At 50.8% G+C, this 19,209-nt stretch carries 18 protein-coding genes; 16 read left to right on the plus strand and 2 right to left on the minus strand.

Features of this window, described 5'->3' with window-relative positions; translation table 11 throughout:
* Nucleotides 1-194 precede the first annotated feature (194 nt).
* Nucleotides 195-1,259 carry an aldose epimerase family protein gene (locus DXV75_RS09650; protein WP_181898397.1) on the plus strand — a complete coding sequence of 355 codons (1,065 nt, stop codon included), beginning with the start codon at nucleotides 195-197 and terminating at the stop codon, nucleotides 1,257-1,259.
* 35 nt (nucleotides 1,260-1,294) lie between these two features.
* Here DXV75_RS09650 and DXV75_RS09655 read toward each other — a convergent pair whose 3' ends face one another.
* A complete protein-coding gene (locus DXV75_RS09655; protein ID WP_115593200.1) occupies nucleotides 1,295-1,906 on the minus strand; it encodes a hypothetical protein in 612 nt (203 codons plus the stop codon).
* 104 nt (nucleotides 1,907-2,010) lie between these two features.
* On the opposite strand from DXV75_RS09655, the gene DXV75_RS09660 reads away from it, so the two are divergent.
* The 5 genes from DXV75_RS09660 (at nucleotide 2,011) to ssb (ending at nucleotide 6,179) form a co-directional block, all read left to right on the plus strand.
* The gene (locus DXV75_RS09660) at nucleotides 2,011-2,868 is read left to right on the plus strand and encodes an alpha/beta hydrolase (RefSeq protein WP_115593201.1); all 858 of its coding nucleotides are present in this window, start codon (nucleotides 2,011-2,013) and stop codon (nucleotides 2,866-2,868) included.
* Between the two features lie 92 nt (nucleotides 2,869-2,960).
* A complete protein-coding gene (locus tag DXV75_RS09665) occupies nucleotides 2,961-3,938 on the plus strand; it encodes a Gfo/Idh/MocA family protein (RefSeq protein ID WP_115593340.1) in 978 nt (325 codons plus the stop codon).
* A 43-nt stretch (nucleotides 3,939-3,981) separates the two neighbouring features.
* Entirely contained in the window at nucleotides 3,982-4,350 is a 369-nt protein-coding gene (locus DXV75_RS09670) for a YidH family protein (protein ID WP_115593202.1), read from the plus strand.
* 231 nt (nucleotides 4,351-4,581) lie between these two features.
* Complete coding sequence (locus tag DXV75_RS09675) at nucleotides 4,582-5,313, plus strand: FadR/GntR family transcriptional regulator (protein WP_115593203.1); 732 nt, start codon at nucleotides 4,582-4,584, stop codon at nucleotides 5,311-5,313.
* A 314-nt stretch (nucleotides 5,314-5,627) separates the two neighbouring features.
* Nucleotides 5,628-6,179 (plus strand): single-stranded DNA-binding protein, encoded by a 552-nt coding sequence (gene ssb / locus DXV75_RS09680; RefSeq protein ID WP_115593204.1) that lies wholly within the window; start codon nucleotides 5,628-5,630, stop codon nucleotides 6,177-6,179.
* 86 nt (nucleotides 6,180-6,265) lie between these two features.
* Here the strand turns inward: ssb and DXV75_RS09685 are convergent, their stop codons facing one another.
* Nucleotides 6,266-6,760 (minus strand): sugar O-acetyltransferase, encoded by a 495-nt coding sequence (locus DXV75_RS09685; RefSeq protein ID WP_115593205.1) that lies wholly within the window; start codon nucleotides 6,758-6,760, stop codon nucleotides 6,266-6,268.
* Nucleotides 6,761-6,810: 50 nt separating this feature from the next.
* Between DXV75_RS09685 and DXV75_RS09690 the strand changes: the two genes are divergently transcribed.
* The 10 genes from DXV75_RS09690 to tldD all read left to right on the plus strand — a co-directional run bounded on the left by DXV75_RS09690 (nucleotide 6,811) and on the right by tldD (nucleotide 19,208).
* The gene (locus DXV75_RS09690; protein WP_115593206.1) at nucleotides 6,811-7,377 is read left to right on the plus strand and encodes a histidine phosphatase family protein; all 567 of its coding nucleotides are present in this window, start codon (nucleotides 6,811-6,813) and stop codon (nucleotides 7,375-7,377) included.
* A 355-nt stretch (nucleotides 7,378-7,732) separates the two neighbouring features.
* A complete protein-coding gene (locus DXV75_RS09695; protein ID WP_115593207.1) occupies nucleotides 7,733-8,248 on the plus strand; it encodes a hypothetical protein in 516 nt (171 codons plus the stop codon).
* 342 nt (nucleotides 8,249-8,590) lie between these two features.
* Nucleotides 8,591-9,634 (plus strand): rod shape-determining protein, encoded by a 1,044-nt coding sequence (locus DXV75_RS09700; RefSeq protein ID WP_115593208.1) that lies wholly within the window; start codon nucleotides 8,591-8,593, stop codon nucleotides 9,632-9,634.
* 39 nt (nucleotides 9,635-9,673) lie between these two features.
* Nucleotides 9,674-10,561: a rod shape-determining protein MreC gene (mreC, locus tag DXV75_RS09705; RefSeq protein ID WP_115593209.1), complete on the plus strand. Its 888-nt coding sequence runs from the start codon at nucleotides 9,674-9,676 to the stop codon at nucleotides 10,559-10,561.
* Between the two features lies 1 nt (nucleotide 10,562).
* Nucleotides 10,563-11,042 (plus strand): rod shape-determining protein MreD, encoded by a 480-nt coding sequence (gene mreD, locus DXV75_RS09710; RefSeq protein WP_115593210.1) that lies wholly within the window; start codon nucleotides 10,563-10,565, stop codon nucleotides 11,040-11,042.
* An 18-nt stretch (nucleotides 11,043-11,060) separates the two neighbouring features.
* Entirely contained in the window at nucleotides 11,061-11,645 is a 585-nt protein-coding gene (locus DXV75_RS09715; RefSeq protein ID WP_115593211.1) for a Maf family protein, read from the plus strand.
* On the plus strand, nucleotides 11,642-13,108 hold the full coding sequence (gene rng / locus DXV75_RS09720) for a ribonuclease G (protein ID WP_115593212.1): 1,467 nt from the start codon (nucleotides 11,642-11,644) through the stop codon (nucleotides 13,106-13,108). The genes DXV75_RS09715 and rng overlap by 4 nt, the downstream gene beginning before the upstream one ends.
* Before the next feature lie 8 nt (nucleotides 13,109-13,116).
* Nucleotides 13,117-16,962 (plus strand): YhdP family protein, encoded by a 3,846-nt coding sequence (locus DXV75_RS09725; RefSeq protein ID WP_115593213.1) that lies wholly within the window; start codon nucleotides 13,117-13,119, stop codon nucleotides 16,960-16,962.
* Complete coding sequence (locus tag DXV75_RS09730; RefSeq protein WP_115593214.1) at nucleotides 16,955-17,776, plus strand: carbon-nitrogen hydrolase family protein; 822 nt, start codon at nucleotides 16,955-16,957, stop codon at nucleotides 17,774-17,776. The genes DXV75_RS09725 and DXV75_RS09730 overlap by 8 nt, the downstream gene beginning before the upstream one ends.
* Nucleotides 17,766-19,208 (plus strand): metalloprotease TldD, encoded by a 1,443-nt coding sequence (gene tldD, locus DXV75_RS09735; protein ID WP_115593215.1) that lies wholly within the window; start codon nucleotides 17,766-17,768, stop codon nucleotides 19,206-19,208. Before DXV75_RS09730 ends, tldD begins: the two co-directional genes overlap by 11 nt.
* Nucleotide 19,209: the final 1 nt, after the last annotated feature.

Here is a 19,209-nt window from a genome sequence, read left to right on the forward strand (position 1 = left end):
AATAAAGTAATATAAAAGTATAAATATTGTTAGGTAAAGGTTGCGTCATGGAATATGTGTTGATGGGTGAAAGGCAAATGCCTGTTCGATATCAGAAATTGAATCGCATTCTGATTCAACGGTTTAAGGGGGCGGTGGTTTCTCTTATACTCGTGCTTTTTCCTTTTATGGTAATTGCGGAACAAGGATCAAGCATGTCAAACCTCCCCTCGGCGACAATGCAACTGTATGGCAAGTTAGCGGATGCAACTCCGGTCAATAAAGTGATACTGACAAACCGTCATGGAATCGAAGTGGAAGTGATCAGTTACGGCGGTATTATCACCCGTCTGCTCACTCCCGACGCCAACGGAGAGCTGGGCAATATCGTACTGGGAATGGATAACCTGCAGGATTACGTAGACGCCAGTCCGTATTTTGGTGCCATTATAGGCAGGTATGGCAACCGTATTGCCAGTGGGCGTTTTAGTCTCAACGGAACAGAATACAGTCTGGTCGCCAACAACGGCGACAACTCACTGCACGGCGGATTGCAGGGCTTTGACAAAAAGGTCTGGAACATGGTGCCCTTCACCACCGAACACAGTGCAGGAGTGGTGCTGACATTAACCAGTCCTGATGGCGATCAGGGTTTCCCGGGCACGCTGAAGACGAAAGTGACCTATACGCTGACCGACAGTAACACGCTCGACATGCAGTTTTTTGCAACAACCGATAAGCCAACCATAGTAAACCTCACCCAGCACACCTATTTCAATTTGGCGGGTAAAGGTGACATTCTGGGCCACATACTCGAAATTCCAGCCGAAGCCATTACGCCAGTCGACGAAGGCTTGATCCCTACCGGTGAACTGCTGGCGGTTGCTGGAACTCCGTTCGATTTTCGTGAGCCAAAAACCATCGGTCAGGATATTGATGCCGATCACCAGCAGCTGAAATATGGGAATGGGTATGATCACAACTATGTGCTGAAAGACGTGGCCGATAAAGCTCTGATCGAAGGTGCGAAGGTTTTTGAACCTGATACAGGAAGAACTCTGACCTTACTGACCAAAGAACCTTCAATGCAGTTTTATTCCGGAAATTTCCTGGATGGCAGCAGTTCGCAATCCGGCCGCAGTCATGAGTTCCGTAATGCGTTCTGCCTGGAGCCCCAGCACGCGCCGGATTCACCCAATCAACCGGCCTTTCCGAGTGTTACGCTGTTACCCGGAGAGGTATATTCAACCCAAATCGTTTATCAGTTTGGAACCCGATAGCAGGGACAGTTAGCGAAAGCCCGTGCTGGCAAAGATCAGTCAACGGGCTTTTGTGATCCCAAAGCTGTGCCCTCACACTCCTGGCGATACGCGTTCGCTATGCGCTGTAATGCCGAGTCTATAGCACCTTTCATGACATTCACCACGCTCTCGGTTTCACCCGATTCGTCAGTAGTCGTATGCTGACCCCGAAACAGGCGTGGATCGGAGAACCGGGTCGCATTTGGGCCTCGATAGCGGGCTTCAAACACCACATTGGCTGATAAATTATTCTGCACAGCATGTAAGTAGGTTCTGGTCAGGGACAGTTGCAGTGCTGCTCCCTGATAGTCATACTGAGGTTCTATTTCAGCACGAACCAGGCCAGTTTGTATCCATTGCTCTATCATAGAGGCATCGATACTGAAACTATCCTGCCCCAGGGTCTTGGTATGCCGTTGATCAACAAATTCATTCAGATGCAAAGTACACAGACGCGCTGCAGTGGTCTGCGCAGGCATCAGCGCCTGTGGTACGGCATGTTGAGTTTGCTGGTAAGACGTATCAAGCTGGCAGCCTGTTAACACGGCGCAGATGCTCAGTGTCAGTAACAACATAGTGCGGCTGAAATGGAAAGGGTTTGGACACAGCGGATTGTGAGTGTTCATGTTGTTCCCTGACATGAGTTTACTTAGTCGGTCCGTGCGTATTCTATATCAGCCGCTTTATCTGCAACAATGATTGAAAAGCAAACCGCCAACAAGGATGTCCTATGAATTGGATTTTACGTTTACTGAGCATCAGTACAGTGGGGCTTATTCTATGCAGCTGCGCGCTGGATGTTAGCCCCAAGTCGTTTATACATCAGGACTCAGAAACCAAGGAACTTGATACAACCGCGCTGTTGCAGGCGGTTAATCGGGCCGAGGCGAAAATCTCCCTTACGCCGGTTTCTCTTACCAATGCACAGGGAATCCTGCTTTCAGGGGTTATTGCTTCCTATCCCGAACCCATCGTTAATATCGTGTTTTATGCCGCTAACGGCATGACCATCAATAACGCTTCGGCTTTGCTTGCGCATTTTTCCAGAATTCCGGCCAACATTTTATGGGTGGATTACCAGGGTACAGGGGCCAGTGAAAAGGCCAAAAAACTGCAGGTGGCTCATTTGCAGGCAGATGCGCTTCAGGTATTTGATTACGCCAGCAAGGTTTTTGAAAACAATTTGCCGGTAGTGTTGCACGGATTATCGATGGGAAGTTTGCTGGCAACATACGTTGCCCAAAACCGAAGCGCAGATGGGCTGGTACTTGACGGTGCCATAGGTTCAGTGCCGGATTTGGTTGGCAACGTAGTACCACCCTGGTCAAAACCTTTTACTTCGGTAAAGATCCATCCAGACCTGCTGAAGATGAATAATGTAACAATGCTTAGCACCTATACAGGGCCGTTGATGTTGTTGGTTGGCGAAAAAGACAAGAAAACGCCGCTTGTTCTAAGTGAATCGCTCTTTGCGCAATCGCCCAGTAGCAAAAAGGAACTGGTGGTAGTGCCCGGTGCGACACACGGAAACAATATGAAAACGCCGCTGGTGGTTGATCAATACCGACGTTTTGTGGCGGGATTGTAGCTTGTATGGGTCTGCAATAACGGAATGAAAAGATGTTGTTTGAGCGTGACACGAAAGTGTCCGCGCTCGTATTGAAAGAGGATTTTGAATTGATGAATAATCATCTCACCCGATGGGGCATTATTGGCTGTGGTGCCGTAACGGAAGTAAAAAGCGGGCCTGCCTATCAACAGGTGCCCGGGTTCAGCTTGCAGGGCGTAATGCGACGAAATGTCCGTCAGGCGGAAGACTATGCCAGCCGTCACGGGGTCGAGCGGTTCTTCGATGATGCAGACGCACTGATAGCTGATCCTTCCATTGACGCGGTTTACATTGCTACTCCGCCTGATTCGCACAAAGAATATGGCCTGAAAGTAGCAGCGGCAGGCAAGCCCTGTTGCATTGAAAAACCACTGTCACCGGGTTATTCCGATAGCCTGGAAATCTTCCAGGCTTTTAGCGAAGCAAATATTCCCTTGTTTGTTGCCTACTATCGGCGGTCTTTACCACGCTTTTTGAAGATTAAAGAATTGTTGGACACAGGTGCCATCGGGGCGGCGAGGCACATAAGCTGGCATTTGTGTAAAGCACCCAGCGACTGGGACCTGCGAGGTGTGGAAAACTGGCGCACTGACAGTAAGGTAGCGCCGGGAGGTTACTTTGATGATCTGGCGAGCCATGGCCTGGATCTGTTTGCCTTCTTGTTGGGAGAGTTTGCCGAGGCCTGCGGAGTTGGAGTTAATCAGCAGGGGCTGTACACCTCGCTGGATGCCATATCGGCTTGCTGGCAGCATAGAAGCGGTGTAACCGGCAGTGGCTGCTGGAATTTTGGCAGCCGCCACAAAGAAGACAAGGTGGTGATATACGGTAGCAGGGGGGAGTTGGCTTTTTCAGTGTTTGAAGAGCAGCCAATAGTGGTACATACACCCCAACATCAGCAGGAAATCTGGCTGGAGAACCCAAAGCACGTACAGTTTTATCACGTTCAGAATATGCGTGATGCGCTGCACCAAGGCGTCAGCCACCCGTCTTGCGGCCGGTCTGCATTACATACCAGCTGGGTGATGGATAAAATTCTGGGGAAAATTTAGCCCACGGTGGCAACGCCAATGTTTTGACTAAAGGAGAGTGGCTGTGTCAGATGCAAAAGATCCACGGGTATTGTTTGCGGCAGAGAGAACGCTACTGGCCTGGAATCGCACCAGCATTGCTTTAATAGCGTTTGGCTTTGTTGTCGAACGATCAGGGTTGTTAATGGCGGTACTGGTGCCGAATGCCCCAACCGGATTGCCATACTGGTTGATTTTCTCGGTTGGGATGGGGTTTATTATTCTGGGTACCTTCACAGCACTGTATTCTTCCCGCCAGTTCGCCAAGGTATTAGCGAACCTGAAGCCGGCAGATTTTCCGGATGGGTATGCCACAAAGTGGAGTATTGCAATTAACCTTCTGGTGGCTTTGATGGGGGCAGTAATTGCCTTGGCTCTGGCACTTGCGCATTAACCTTAGATTTACCTCTGTGGTTACCAAACAGCCTTGTTTCATCAGAAGCGCCTTACACTGGGATTACAGTATATAATACTAAATGTTTTTTTGTTTTTGCCCCGTGCTGCTTTTTTTGCTTAAAAATCAATTTCTACGAATGAGAATTTCCGCTGTTTTGAGTAAAAAATTGTCAATTAACGGGTTAAAACAAGGTAGTATTATATGAGAGATGCTTAACAAGGGTGTTTTATGGCGCGCATTGAAAATTTAAATTTGTCACAACGAGTGACCAACGAGTTGGGCAAAGCCATTATTAGCGGGCATTACAGCGCGGATAGCGGTTTGCCGACCGAAGCTCAGTTATGTGATGAATACGGGATAAGCCGGACCGCAGTGCGCGAAGCGGTAAAAATGCTTGCTGCGAAAGGTTTGATTTCTTCGCGCCCGAGGCAGGGAATTCGTGTGGAGTCACCGGAAAACTGGAACCTGTACGACACAAACGTTTTGAAATGGATGTTGGAAAGCAGCCCTTCACTACTGGTTTTGAAAGAATTTTTGCAAATGCGCCTGGCCGTTGAACCGCAGGCAGCAGCACTGGCTGCTCGACAGGGTGACCCACAGGATATTGCAAAAATAGGCGAAGCGCTAAAGGCAATGGAAGACGCAGCGAACGATCCTGACGGCGATCTCCATTCTGCCGACTTGTCTTTTCACACAGCCATTCTGAAAGCCAGTGGGAACCGCTTTTTCTACCAGTTGCGTGATTTTATCAGTACCGCCCTGAATGTGAGTATCCAGCATACAACTCCGGCAAAAGGCAGTAACAAAGCGATTGCCGAAGAGCATGGCCGTGTTTATACCGCAATACTTAACGGTGACGCTGAGCGGGCCAAAAATATGATGGTGTACCTGATTGATGAAGCCATGGCATTTATTGAAAATGAAATTGCCAATTCTTCGTTAAACGAAAATGTGAGCTGATTCAACGTCCTTAAGCCTCCTATGCAAAGCCTGACGCTAGGCTTTGCAGCCCCCAGCAGCTTAGTCAAGCCTCTGATTTAGCCTGTCATTAAATTGCCAACTTGAGATATGAAAAACTGAACGCAGGCCCTGTAGTTTCAAGCGGGGTAGTGGGTTATAACATTATCGGCGGGCAAAATGCTGTATATAGCAAAATAACCCTTAGTGCTGCGTTAAAATCGGTTATACTGGTCAGCTTTGATAACGTAACAAATCGATAGAACGGCTTTGGGTAAAGCGTTGACCAAGGCCTGAAAAACAGACAGGAGACATCGATGGCAAGCAGAGGCGTGAATAAGGTCATTCTTGTGGGTAACCTGGGTAATGATCCTGAAGTAAGATACATGCCTAACGGTAATGCGGTAGCAAACCTGAGCCTGGCAACCAGTGAGAGCTGGAAAGACCAACAGGGCCAGGTGCAGGAGCGTACCGAGTGGCATCGGTTAACCATGTATCGTCGCCTGGCTGAAATTGCCGGTGAATACCTGAAAAAGGGTTCGCAGATTTACGTAGAAGGCAAGTTGCAAACCCGTAAGTGGCAGGACCAGCAGGGCCAGGAACGCTTTACCACCGAAATCATTGTTGATCAAATGCAAATGCTGGGCGGCCGTGCCGAGGGCGGAAATGCAGGTGGTGGTTACCAGCAGCGTCCCCAGGGAAACACACAGGGTAACCCTCAAGGCAACCAGAATTATGGTGGTCAGCAAGGCGGTTATCAGCAGCCTCCACAGCAAGGTGGTGGTCGTCCGCAGGGTGGAAACCAAGGGCAATCTAAACCGCCAATGGCTGAGCCCGATTTCGATTTTGATGACGACATTCCGTTCTAACGGCCAACAAAATAGAAATTGTTTATTTTTTATCATTAAGCCCTGATTTTTCAGGGCTTTTTTATTGGCACTAATATTGGTTGAGGTTACTGTATTGCACGAATTACCCTGCAGGGGTTTCCAGCCGCCAGTGTCAGGGCTGGTACGGATTCTGTCACATAACTGCCCGCTCCTATCACCGCCCCCTCTCCAATGGTTACTCCGGGCCCTATGTACACATGGGCACCTACCCAAACGTTGTCACACAGGGTGATGGGTGAACCGTCTTGCGCATTGTTACTGCTGGGGAGTGTTGATATCAGAGTATGAGGGCCAATGAGAACGTGTTTGCCAATATTAACCGGATAAAGATCTTCAATTGTGACATTGTGGTTAGCATAAACATTGTTGCCAAGCAGGATGTTTGTGCCTAATGAACACTGAAACTGGGGTTCCAGCCAGGCGTTGTTTTCAATTTGAAGCAGGCTTTTCAATAGCTGCAGACGCTTTGCAAACGCGTTTGGCTTTAACTGGTTGTAGGTAAAGCACCACTGAGCGGCCTGTGGAGACTGAAATTTTGGAGTTGATGCTTTATTGGTCATATATTAGTCGTTAATATCGAATATCCCCCAATTTTATACTGACAGAGCGCATGGAAGCGAAGGAAATACTCTTAATCCGCCATGGTCGGCCGAAATCGGCAACCAATGAAAAAGTAAATGCGACGGGATTTGCCCATTGGGTACGCGACTACAATCGCGCCCAGTTGCATCCGAAAAGTAAAGCCGGGCACCGGCTGGACCTCAGCGAATATTACATTATGTCCAGCGACCTAAAACGCGCCCAGTTGTCCGCCAGTCAGTACAGCGATCAACCCATTCATGAGATAAGTGCCTTGCTCAGGGAAATGGATATTCCGCGATACCGATTGCCGTTCAGATTGCGGGCCTGGACCTGGGTTGTAATAAACCGGGCTATCTGGTTCGCTGGAGTCAGGGGGCCATTCGAATCTTTTTCCGCTGCTAAAGTACGCGCGAATTATGCCGCTAACCTGTTGGAGGCCCGTGCCGAGACTCATCGTAAGGTTGTGGTGTTCGGCCACGGATTGAGCAACCGGTACATACGTCGGAATTTGGAACGTCGTGGCTGGAAGGTGTTAAGTAAAGATCATGGATACTGGGGGCTCAACCGGTTGCAATTGCCGGTCTCAACCGACTAATTAGGGCCTGTTGATCTTTGCTGTTCGAAATTTGTTCTCTCTGAGTGTTTTCAGGGCAAGGCGAGCGTCATGAAGCTTAGTCAGCTAAGTAAACGGCGAACAACGCAGCACTGGAATCACTCAGAGTGAACCCGAAGGGCAGCGTTTGTCGCGCTTTTCTGCTGCGTTAGAGACTATTCATGTAGATGACTACACTTCACAGTCTCTGCCTTGCATAAATGCACGACAATTCGCTGCAAAATTGAACACCAAAGATCAACAGGCCCCAGGTATGCCATAAAACTTATTGATAGCGCGATAAGCCTGAGAACTAAAATTCGGGTATGATACGGCGCTTTTTAAGGGAGGGCGGCAAATGAGCCGTAAACGTGCCGCCAAAAACGGCCATTTGAAGATGTTGATGCAGGTTTCGCTGGTGTTTTTGCTCGGTGGGATCATGGCAACCTTTATTACCCGTTTATATCGGGTTGAACCTAACATGCAGGCAGATTTGCTGCAGCAGCTTGGAGACCGAATGGAATCCAGTGCCACGCACGCCTACTGGCAATGGCGTGCTGAAGGGCAACCAGAAAGGATAATGCTGGTGCATTACGACAAGCAGGGTAAAGAAACTGACCGGCGGCCCGTCAGTCTGTCCCATACCGGCTTGCCAAAAGTGGAGCCAACCAGTGAGGGGTGCCAGCGATTGTGGCGTATGCTGCTCAATGTGCCAATGCAAATAGATGGTTTTCGGATTGTGGGCGAATATTATCAGGGTGAACTGGTAAACAGTGAGCCGTTAAACGCCTATTGCCGGTATCGCCTCAGTGTGGGTGCTTCATTTGATTATGCTGTGACAAGCGGGAAAGTCACTCATCAGCCTGCGGGCTGACTCTTACATCGTTTGTTGATGCAGACGGTGAGGGTATTTCGCATAACCTTTCATCATCGGAACGATGGTATGATCCGGCCCTAATCAGGGGGCTGGTTAGTTGGCGGCTGGTTTTTTACTGCCAGGTGTGGTTGTTTTTTGTGCTTCTTTCAGCAAGTCCAGCCAAATTGCCAGTGAAAGTCCGGAAAAACACCGAAATTTATCGCCATTGATCCGGTCTTGACTTGCCCAAAAATGCCCCCGTTGTTAAAGTGTGCGGATAGATATCTATTCAAGCTGGCGCGCAACTCCGCACCCGTCTATGTTTAATCGCGCAGGCACTGTTACAGGAAATAGCATTTCATGTTTAAGAAGCTTCGAGGCATGTTTTCCAACGATCTGTCCATCGACCTCGGAACAGCCAATACGCTGATCTACGTAAAAGATCAGGGAATCGTTCTCAATGAACCCTCTGTTGTTGCCATTCGACAGGAACGGGCTTCCGGGCCAAAAAGTGTTGCCGCTGTAGGGGCTGAAGCAAAACGGATGCTGGGCCGAACGCCGGGAAATATCCGTGCCATCCGGCCGATGAAAGACGGTGTGATTGCGGATTTTTACGTTACTGAAAAAATGCTCCAGCACTTCATCAAGCAAGTGCATGACAACAATTTCTTACGCCCAAGCCCCCGGGTACTGGTATGTGTTCCCTGTGGCTCGACCCAGGTTGAGCGCCGCGCAATCAAGGAATCGGCTTTGGGTGCCGGTGCTCGTGAAGTTTATTTGATTGACGAGCCGATGGCAGCAGCCATAGGTGCCGGTTTGCCGGTATCCGAAGCCACTGGTTCCATGGTGGTGGATATCGGTGGTGGTACCACCGAAGTGGCAATCATCTCTCTGAACGGCGTGGTTTACTCTTCATCGGTTCGCATTGGTGGTGACAAGTTTGACGAAGCCATTATCAATTACATTCGTCGTAATTTCGGTTCACTGATTGGTGAAGCCACCGCAGAACGCATCAAGCATGAAATCGGTGCGGCATACCCTGGTGAAGAAGTTCGCGAAATCGAAGTGCGTGGCCGCAACCTGGCTGAAGGGGTACCGCGAGGCTTTATTCTGAATTCAAATGAAATTCTGGAAGCGCTTCAGGAGCCACTGACCGGCATCGTATCGGCAGTTATGGTTGCGCTTGAACAATCACCACCCGAACTGGCATCCGACATTTCCGAGCGGGGCATGGTACTCACCGGAGGTGGTGCCCTGCTGAAAGATCTCGATCGGCTGCTGATGGAAGAAACCGGCATTCCGGTTGTGATTGCGGATGATCCTCTTACCTGTGTGGCAAGAGGGGGCGGTAAAGCCTTTGATATGATCGACCTGCACGGCGGCGATCTGTTCAGCTACGAATAATCAGGACCGGGCACCTGATAAAGGTGCCTTCCCGGTAGCATGGATACCATATTCACCCGTGGCCCATCTTTGAACAACCGACTTGCGCTCGCCATAGCCCTGTCGGTTTTGTTGATCTTTGTTGACCATAAACTGGATGGTTTTAAATCCACCCGGGTTTATCTCAATTCTCTCATGAGCCCTTTGCAGTACCTGGCTAACCTGCCAGGTTTACTCCTCAGTGAAAGTGCCCAGCGTCTTACCTCCCATCAGGTGTTGCTTGCTGAAAATGAGCGCCTGACCAATCGGGTGCTTATTATGAGCGAGCGGTTGCAGCGATTTGAACTGCTGCAGTCTGAAAATATTCAGTTGCGTAAGCTTTTGGACGCACCGGTCAAACCTGGCATGCGCAAAATGGTGGCTGAACTGATGGCGGTAGACAACAATCCGTTCAGTCAGCAAATAGTGATCAACAAGGGTGCCATCGACGGCGTTTTCGAGTCCCAGTCTGTGCTGGATGATCAGGGAATTGTCGGCCAGGTGATGGAAGTGGGTACCACCAACAGCCGTGTTTTACTGATTTCGGATGTTACCCATGCAATCCCGGTCCGTTCGCTGCGTAACAACATTCGTTTTATCGCCAGTGGCAGTGGCTCACTGGATGAATTGTATCTGGAACACGTCCCGCACAGTGTTGATATTCAGGAAGGCGATTTGTTGATTTCCTCCGGGTTGGGCGATGTGTTTCCTGAAGGCTACCCGGTCGCAAGGGTCAAATCCGTTATTCATAACGAAAGCCGGCCATTTGCCTCGGTAAGCGCCCAGCCGCTGGCGAGCCTGGACAGGCTGAAGTACCTGTTGCTGCTCTGGCCTTTGAGCGAGGGTGAGCTGACTGAGGATGAGCAGGGTACCACGTTGACTGGGCAGGCAGTCGGAGACAGGAAGTAATATGCTCAAGGCCCATCATTACGCAGTACCTATCAGTATTATTATTTCCCTGGTGTTGCAGATCATGCCGTTGCCCATTCAGGCTGATGTGTACCGTCCGGACTGGACGCTGATAGTTCTGGCGTACTGGACCATGGCATTACCGCACCGGGTAAATGTTGGTGTGGCTTTTCTTACCGGACTGGCGCTCGATATTCTGTTGGGGACTGCACTTGGTATTCACAGTTTTGCGCTGAGCCTGTGTGTGTATGTGCTTGCTGCCAACTACCAGCGTTTGCGCAATTACTCGGTGTGGCAACAGGCCATTATTATTGGCCTGATCAGTTCGTTGTATCATCTGGTGGTGTTCTGGTTGCAGCATTTGCTCACGGATATCTATTTTCAATTTGAATACCTTTGGCCGGTTGTCACATCCATGGTGTTGTGGCCGTGGGTTTTCTGGTTATTGCGAAAAGCCCGCCGCCAATTCCGAATTCTTTAAACCTGGACCGCGTGTGTTATGCCTCCATCACTGATCCTTGCATCTGCTTCCCCCCGTCGTACTGAGTTACTGACCCAAATAGGTATCCAACACCGGTTGATGCCGGTAGACATCGATGAGTCACCCCAGTACCAGGAACTGCCTCTGCATCTGGTTGAGCGACTGGCAAAAGAAAAAGCCCGTGAGGCGTACTCACGTTTGTCCGGGGAACGGCAACAGGACAGTGTGGTTCTGGCTGCTGATACGCTGATAGCGCTGGACAACCTGCCACTAGGTAAGCCCACTGACAAAGCCGATTGTGTGCGCATGTTGCTGTCCATGTCAGACCGGGAGCATGAGGTGCTTACTGCTATCAGCCTCATTAGCACTCAACGCCAGGTGACCCAGTGTGTTGCCACCCGTGTTCGTTTTGGTACTGTTACTGAACAGGACATTCACGCATACTGGGAAACGGGAGAACCACAGGATAAAGCCGGTGGTTACGGAATTCAGGGAATCGGCGGGCAGTTTGTCAAATCTGTCAATGGCAGTGTCAGTTCTGTTATCGGGCTGCCGCTCTATGAAACCAAACGCCTGCTCAAACACTTTGGGGTACTATTGTGAGTGCGGAACTGCTAATCAATGTCACACCTTCTGAGTCGCGGGTCGCCCTTATTGAAAATGGCATATTGCAGGAAATTCATGTAGAGCGTCACACCAAACGTGGCCTGGTGGGAAACATTTACCGCGGCAAGGTAAGCCGGGTACTGCCGGGCATGCAGGCAGCGTTTGTTGATATTGGCTTGGAAAAGGCCGCATTTCTGCATGCATCCGATATTGTTATTCACAATGAAATCGTTGGTGAAGTCTCGACCAGCCATATTCAAAAACAGGATATTCGTGAACTGGTGCGTGATGGCCAGGATATCGTAGTGCAGGTGGTTAAGGACCCTATCGGTACAAAAGGGGCAAGGCTGACCACGGACATCACCATTCCTTCCCGTTACCTTGTGTTCATGCCCAGCGTGACGCATGTTGGCGTTTCCCAGCGTATTGAGGATGAAGCGGAGCGTGAGCGTCTCAAAGGCCTCATGCAGGAGTTCTGTGATGAAGACGGCGGGTTCATCCTGCGCACTGCAGCTGAGGGTGTAAGCCAGACTGAACTGTCACAGGATGCCAGTTTTCTGCGGCGTTTGTGGAACAAGATCCAGTCCCGCATGAAAAAGCGTAAATCCAATGTTTTGTATGAAGATTTGCCTCTGGCCCGCCGGGTCTTGAGGGATTTCGTTGGTACCGAACTGGATCGTATACGCATTGACTCCAAGTTGTCCTATCAGGAGCTGTGTGAATTTACCCGGGAATACGTGCCCGAACTCAGTTCCAAGCTGGAATACTACACCGGTGAACGGCCAATTTTCGATTTGTACGATGTGGAAAACGAGGTTCAACGCGCATTGGAGCGACGGGTGGATTTGAAATCCGGTGGCTACCTAATCATTGATCAAACCGAAGCGATGACCACAATCGACATCAATACGGGCGCGTTTGTAGGCCACCGAAATCTCGAAGAAACCATCTTTAATACCAATATCGAGGCCACGCAGGCCATTGCCCGCCAATTGCGGTTGAGAAATCTGGGCGGCATGATCCTCATCGACTTCATAGACATGACGGAACCCGATCACAAACGTCGGGTCTTACATAGCCTGGAGGTAGCCACCAGTAAAGATCGCGCCAAAATCAACATTCACGGGTTTACCGCTCTGGGGTTAATTGAAATGACCCGCAAGCGTACACGGGAAAGCCTGGAGCACATTCTGTGTGGAGAATGCCCGGTGTGTAAGGGGCGAGGCTCGGTAAAAACCATCGAAACCATCTGCTTTGAAATCATGCGTGAAATTGTACGGGTTAACCGTGCCTATGATGCAGACAAGTTTGTGGTTTACGCTTCCCCCAAGGTGGCGGAGGAGTTGCTGGGTGAAGAATCACATATGCTGGCGGAGCTGGAGGTGTTTGTTTCCAAACAGATTAAGGTGCAAACTGAACCCATGTACAACCAAGACAAATACGACGTCGTGATGATGTAAGGCCGAGAGTGACAAAAGCATTCAATGTGGCAGCCTATCTGGTCAAAAAGCTTTGGCTGTTGTTTGCCATTTTACTGGTGTTATTTGCCGTAATGCTGAGCGTGATGCGCTACGCATTGCCTCACCTCGACCAAAAAAAGTATCTGCTGGAAGATTATGTCAACCAGCGTTATGGCGTTCACCTCGGTATTGGCAGCGTACGTGCTGACTGGAAGAACAATGGTCCGTCTATAGTACTCGATGGGGTTACTCTTGAGCAGGATGCTTCCTCGCCTGTTGAACTGCAAATCGAACGAATTTACATAGAGGTGGATTTCTGGAAATCAGTTGCCCGGCGAATGGTTTCCTCAGACCGTTTCGATCTTGAAGGCGTGGTGTTGGATATCGACACCGATCGCATGAAAGGTGGGGGCGACAGCAGTTATCCTGTGGTAGATGCGCTGAAAAGCCTGTTTCTTGAACAGTTGCAAAGCTTTTCCCTGCAGCAGGGTGAGGTGCGCCTGTCCAGCAGCGGTAAAAAGCAGGTGTTGGAACTGGAGACCCTAAGCTGGTCGAACCGTGGCAGGAGTCACCAGGGGCAGGGGGCACTGAGGGTTAAGGAACTCGCCAACAATTCCGCTTCTTTTGTGATAGACCTGACGGGCAACAAGGACAACCTTGCCGGTGTGTTTTATGCCAAGGCTGAAGAACTCGACATTTCCCCCTGGGTCAGTGGCCTGATTAACACTTCACGTCCATTAACCAGCAGCCGTGCAAATTTTGAAACCTGGATTGAACTTGAATCAGGCAGTGTCAGTGCGTGGTTTGCCAATTTTCAGGACAGCTCGCTGGAGTGGGGGGGAGAGCATTCGCCGGCAGTGTTGACCGGTATTAAGGGCGGCAGTATTCAGGCGTTACCCAGCGAATCTGGCTGGAACTTCCGGGTAGACCAACTCATTTTCGGCACCAATGACCAAAGCATTGTGACCGACTTGGTCGGGCGTCGCTCATCTGATGGCGCTATTGTCATCAACACCGTAAAGCCCATTCCGGTAAACCCTTTACTGGTTTTGTTGCCGATAATGACCGACGATGCCTCGGATGATGATGCCAGGGGATTAAACCCGAGAGGCCAACTGGCGACTCTACAGTTTCGCTGGAAGGGTGGGCAGCCATCTGTGGCAGCCAAACTGATTGACCTTAGTTGGCAACAGCAAGGTTTAATGCCTGGCGTTGATAGCCTGGATATGGATTTTTACTGGCATGGCAACCAGGGCACCATTGCCTTGCGGGCAGATGAAGCCCGGCTCACTATTGACAACCTGCTGCCGCAAAACAGCCAGATAGATAAGTTACGGGGTAAGGTTTTTGTTTACCAGCAACAGGGCGACTGGGTGATCCAGGCAAACCAGTTGCGCGTGGAATCTCCCTTGGTATCCCTGAAGCAGGCATTCCGGTTTCAACAGGCCGACAGAGCTCTGAGCCTGTATACCGAAATTGAAGATTTGGCGGTGGCAGATGTGCACAAATTGTTGCCCGCACCGCTGATGGGCCAGAAAACCAGTGATTACCTTACCCGGGCATTTGTTGGGCCAGGTCGCATAGAAGGTGTACGGTTATTGTGGCAGGGCACAGGGGCCGATTTTCCGTTTCATGACAACACCGGTGTGTTTCAGGCCTACGCCAATGTGACCGACAGCAGTTTTCTGTTTTCCCCCGACTGGCCGGCACTGACAGAGTTTGACGTTCAACTGAAATTTGAAAACGACAACCTGACCATGTTTAGCCCGGGCGGCAAGCTTATGGGGGTAGAGGTGACGGATATGACCGCCGCCATTCCGGGATTGAAAGGCTCTTCGGTACTGACGATAGAGGCAATGGGGCAAGGGCGCGGTGAGCAGGTTGCTGACCTGATGATGAACAGTGGTATTCGAAACTCACTGGGCAAGGTCCTGAAAGAGGAAGTCAGGGTCAGTGGTGACCTGGAAGCTCGTCTTAAGCTTGAAATTCCATTGAATGGCAAGCCCGTTGTAGCTTCCGGAACGGCTGAACTGGCTGGTAACCAGGTTGACATTACCCGCGTGGACATTCATCTGGACAGGGCAACCGGGAAAGTGGATTTCATCAATGACATAATCTCTACCCGAGGCTTCACCGCCAACCTGCTTGAGCAACCTGTGGCTTTGCAACTGAATGGAAGCAAACAGGGCCAGAGCTATGAGGTTGCTGTTGGGCTGAGTGGAGACTGGGACGTAACGCCTTTGGTGCGGCAATACAAACCCACCTACGAACGTTACCTGTCCGGTAATAGCGCCTGGCAGGCAGAGGTGAAAGTCAGCTTGCTTGAACAGGGGTTTGAATATCAGGCCGATATCCGTTCACAGCTTAACGGGTTGTATTCCACATTGCCTTCTCCACTGGCTAAGGCCCAGGGGCAGCCAATCGCGCTGGTTGTCTCAGGTAAAGGCAACCAGCAGGCGTCGACCATCGTCGCCTCACTGGGTGATACCATTCGTTTCGACGGGGTATTACCGCACAGGGAAATGCAATTCTCCCGTGCGCATCTGGCCTTCGGGGAAAGTGATTTTGTTGGCCGGGGCATGGGATTCAGTATTTCGGCCGACTTGAACGTGGTCAATGTTGGCGACTGGTACCAGGCCATCGATTTATTGCTGGTTGGCATCAACAAAGACACCAAAGGGCTGTTTTCAAGCCCGGAACGCATATTCATCGACACCGACAATCTGGTATTTGCCGGGCAGACTCTCAGTGACGTGAGTGTTACCGCCAAGCAGTTAAATCAGAACTGGTCGCTTAATATAAATTCCCAGCAAGCCCGTGCCACAGTCAATCTTTATGATCAGTGGCTACAAAGAGGAATCGAGATTGAAGCCGATTTTGTGCGGTTTGACGAATGGAACAGCAACGCTTCAGACGATGTTCATGACTGGAATGCGGACCGCTTGCCTCCGCTCTATTTCCATTGTGGCCAGTGTTCGGTGTACGGTAAAAACCTGGGTGAAGTCACCCTCGATGTTGCTCGTTCTGAACAGGGCATGGAGATCCGCCAGTTCAAAGCCAAAAGTCAGCACGGTGAACTAAGTGCAAGCGGGCAGTGGCGCTTTGGTGAATCGTTGAACTCGACAAGAATTGCCGGCGTACTAAGTAGCAATGATGTCGGCATGATGCTGCAGTCATACGGAGTTAACGCTGGCATCAAGGATTCCGGCGCACAACTGGACTTTGACCTGGCCTGGCCACTTTCGCCGATGGATTTTGCCCTGCAGGATCTGGCGGGTACCGTGACGTGGGAATTGTCAGACGGTTACCTGAGTGAGGTAAGCGACAAAGGCTCAAGAATTTTCAGTCTTTTTAGCCTCAACTCGCTGGTACGTAAACTCAGCCTGGATTTCAGGGACGTGTTCGCGAAAGGCTTTTTCTATGACAAGATGAGTGGCACCCTGCAAATTTCCGATGGCAGGGCCTACACAGATGATTCAGAGATTGACGGTGCAGCCGGTGAAATTGTTATTGATGGCTACACCGACCTTGTCGCACAGCAGTTGAATTACGATGTGACCTTTACACCCAACGTAACCGGTAACCTACCGTTTTTAGTATACTTTCTGGCTACTCCACAAACGGCGCTGGCCGCGCTTGCGATAGATCAGGTTCTGACGTCGGCCAAGGTCATTTCGAATGTGAATTATCGTGTCACGGGCACCATCAATGATCCCACATTCGAAGAGGTGGGCAGGGACAGCAAAGACATAGCATTGCCGGCCCGTGCCCAGCCTGAGCCGACAGCGCCTGACAGTCAGCCGCTTACCCAGCCAGATCTGGAACCTCTGCATATGGAGATTATAAATGGTTAACCTGGTTGCGCTGCAAATGACTTCGGTGCCCGATGTGGAGTCTAACCTCAGCTGGGTATACGGGCAGTTGCGGCGACTGCCGGCAGAGCAAACGAATCTGGTGGTATTGCCCGAGTGTTTTGCTTTTTTTGGCGGTAGGGACGGTGATCAGCTCGCACTCGCAGAGGCCCGTTATGAGGGGCCCATTTCCCGCCGTTTGAAACAGATGGCAGCGGAGTTTGGCTGTTATTTAGTGAGCGGTACCTTTCCACTAGAGGGCGAGGATGCGGGGCATTTTACCGCATCCAGCCTGTTGATTTCACCTGCTGGTGAAGTGATGGCCGAATATCAGAAAATCCATCTTTTTGATGTGTCGGTCAACGACAGCACCGGCAGCTATCGTGAATCTAAGTATACCCAGGCTGGTAACGAGGTGGTGGTGGTTGATACGCCAATAGGCCGTATCGGCATGGCAGTGTGTTATGATGTGCGCTTCGGCGGGCTGTTTAACGCGATGGGTGACATAGATATTCTGGTCTTGCCCGCAGCCTTTACACGCTATACTGGTGAGGCACACTGGCATACCCTGTTACGCGCCAGGGCAATCGAAAAACAGTGTTTTGTGGTGGCCGCCGGGCAAACCGGGGAGCATGCCAACAATCGCCAGACGTACGGGCACAGCATCATTTATTCTCCCTGGGGAGAAGTTCTGGCGGAGCTTCCTCACAACCGGGGATCCATTCAGGCTGTTGTGGACGTATTACAGCGCCATAGCCACAAAGCGAATATGCCGGTTGGAGAACATAACCGGTTCAGGAGTGAAATTGTCAAATAACGTAGAACGCCACTTGCTGGCAGAGTCCGGCCTGGACCTGGATTCACTGAACAAGGCCCTGGGGCAAATCCATCATCATGACAACGATTATGCCGATTTGTATTTTCAGTCCAGCCAGCATGAAAGCTGGGTGCTGGAAGACGGTATTATCAAGGAAGGCAGCTACAACATCGAACGGGGTGTTGGTGTTCGCGCGATCAGCGGTGAGAAAACCGGTTTTGCCTACTCCGACGACATCAGTGAAGAATCGCTGATCAAAGCTTGCCACGCAGCCAGAAGTATTGCGCCTGACGGTGGCAAGGTTCAGATCAGTGGTTTTCAGGCCCAGCCTTATCAGTCTCGCTATGACAACGACAATCCGTTGCTGGGTATGGCCGATGCGGAAAAGATAGCCTTGCTGAAATCGGCAGACGCCTACATTCGTCAGCAGGAGCCGGGCATCAGTCAGGTGGTGGTGAGTCTCAGCGGAGTGTATGAACAGATTTTGGTAGCCGCCACTGATGGTACGCTGGCAACCGACATTCGCCCCTTGGTGCGTTTGAACTGCTCAGTGTTGCTGGAGCAGGGGGATCGCCGGGAAAGAGGCAGCGCCGGAGCCGGCGGCCGCCATACCTACAGCTTTTTCAGCTCGGACGACGATGGCCGCCCCTATTACGAAAAGCTGGCCGACGAGGCCCTGCATATGGCCAGGGTAAACATGCAGGCGGTGGCTTCACCAGCTGGTACCATGCCGGTTGTTTTGGGTAACGGATGGCCGGGAGTGTTGCTGCATGAAGCGGTTGGTCATGGTCTGGAAGGCGATTTTAACCGTAAAGGCGCTTCTACATTCAGTGGCCGCATTGGTGAGCGGGTAGCCGCCAAAGGCGTTACTGTAGTGGATGATGGTACCTTAAGTGGTCGCAGAGGGTCTTTGTCTGTTGATGACGAAGGCACGCCTTCACAACACAACGTGCTCATTGAAGACGGCATCCTGAAAGGATACATGCAGGACAAAATGAACGCCCGCCTCATGGGGGTTGCCCCAACCGGCAACGGGCGCCGTGAATCCTTTGCTCACTTGCCTATGCCGCGTATGACTAACACCTATATGCTGGCCGGAAAATATGACCCCAGCGAGATCATTGCCACTATCGACAAGGGTATCTATGCGCCCAATTTCGCCGGTGGTCAGGTGGACATTACGTCTGGCAAGTTCGTGTTTTCCAGCGCTGAGGCCTATCTGATTGAAAATGGTAAGATCACTGCTCCCGTGAAGGGGGCAACCCTGATAGGTAATGGCCCTGAAGTGATGCAGAAAATTTCCATGATTGGCAATGATCTGGCGCTGGATAAAGGCGTTGGCGTGTGCGGTAAGGATGGCCAGAGTGTGCCTGTGGGTGTAGGGCAACCCACGCTTAAAATCGATGAACTTACAGTGGGTGGTACAGCCTGAT

The organism is Alteromonas aestuariivivens (assembly GCF_003367475.1).
In the GTDB taxonomy this organism is placed as follows: domain Bacteria; phylum Pseudomonadota; class Gammaproteobacteria; order Enterobacterales; family Alteromonadaceae; genus Alteromonas; species Alteromonas aestuariivivens.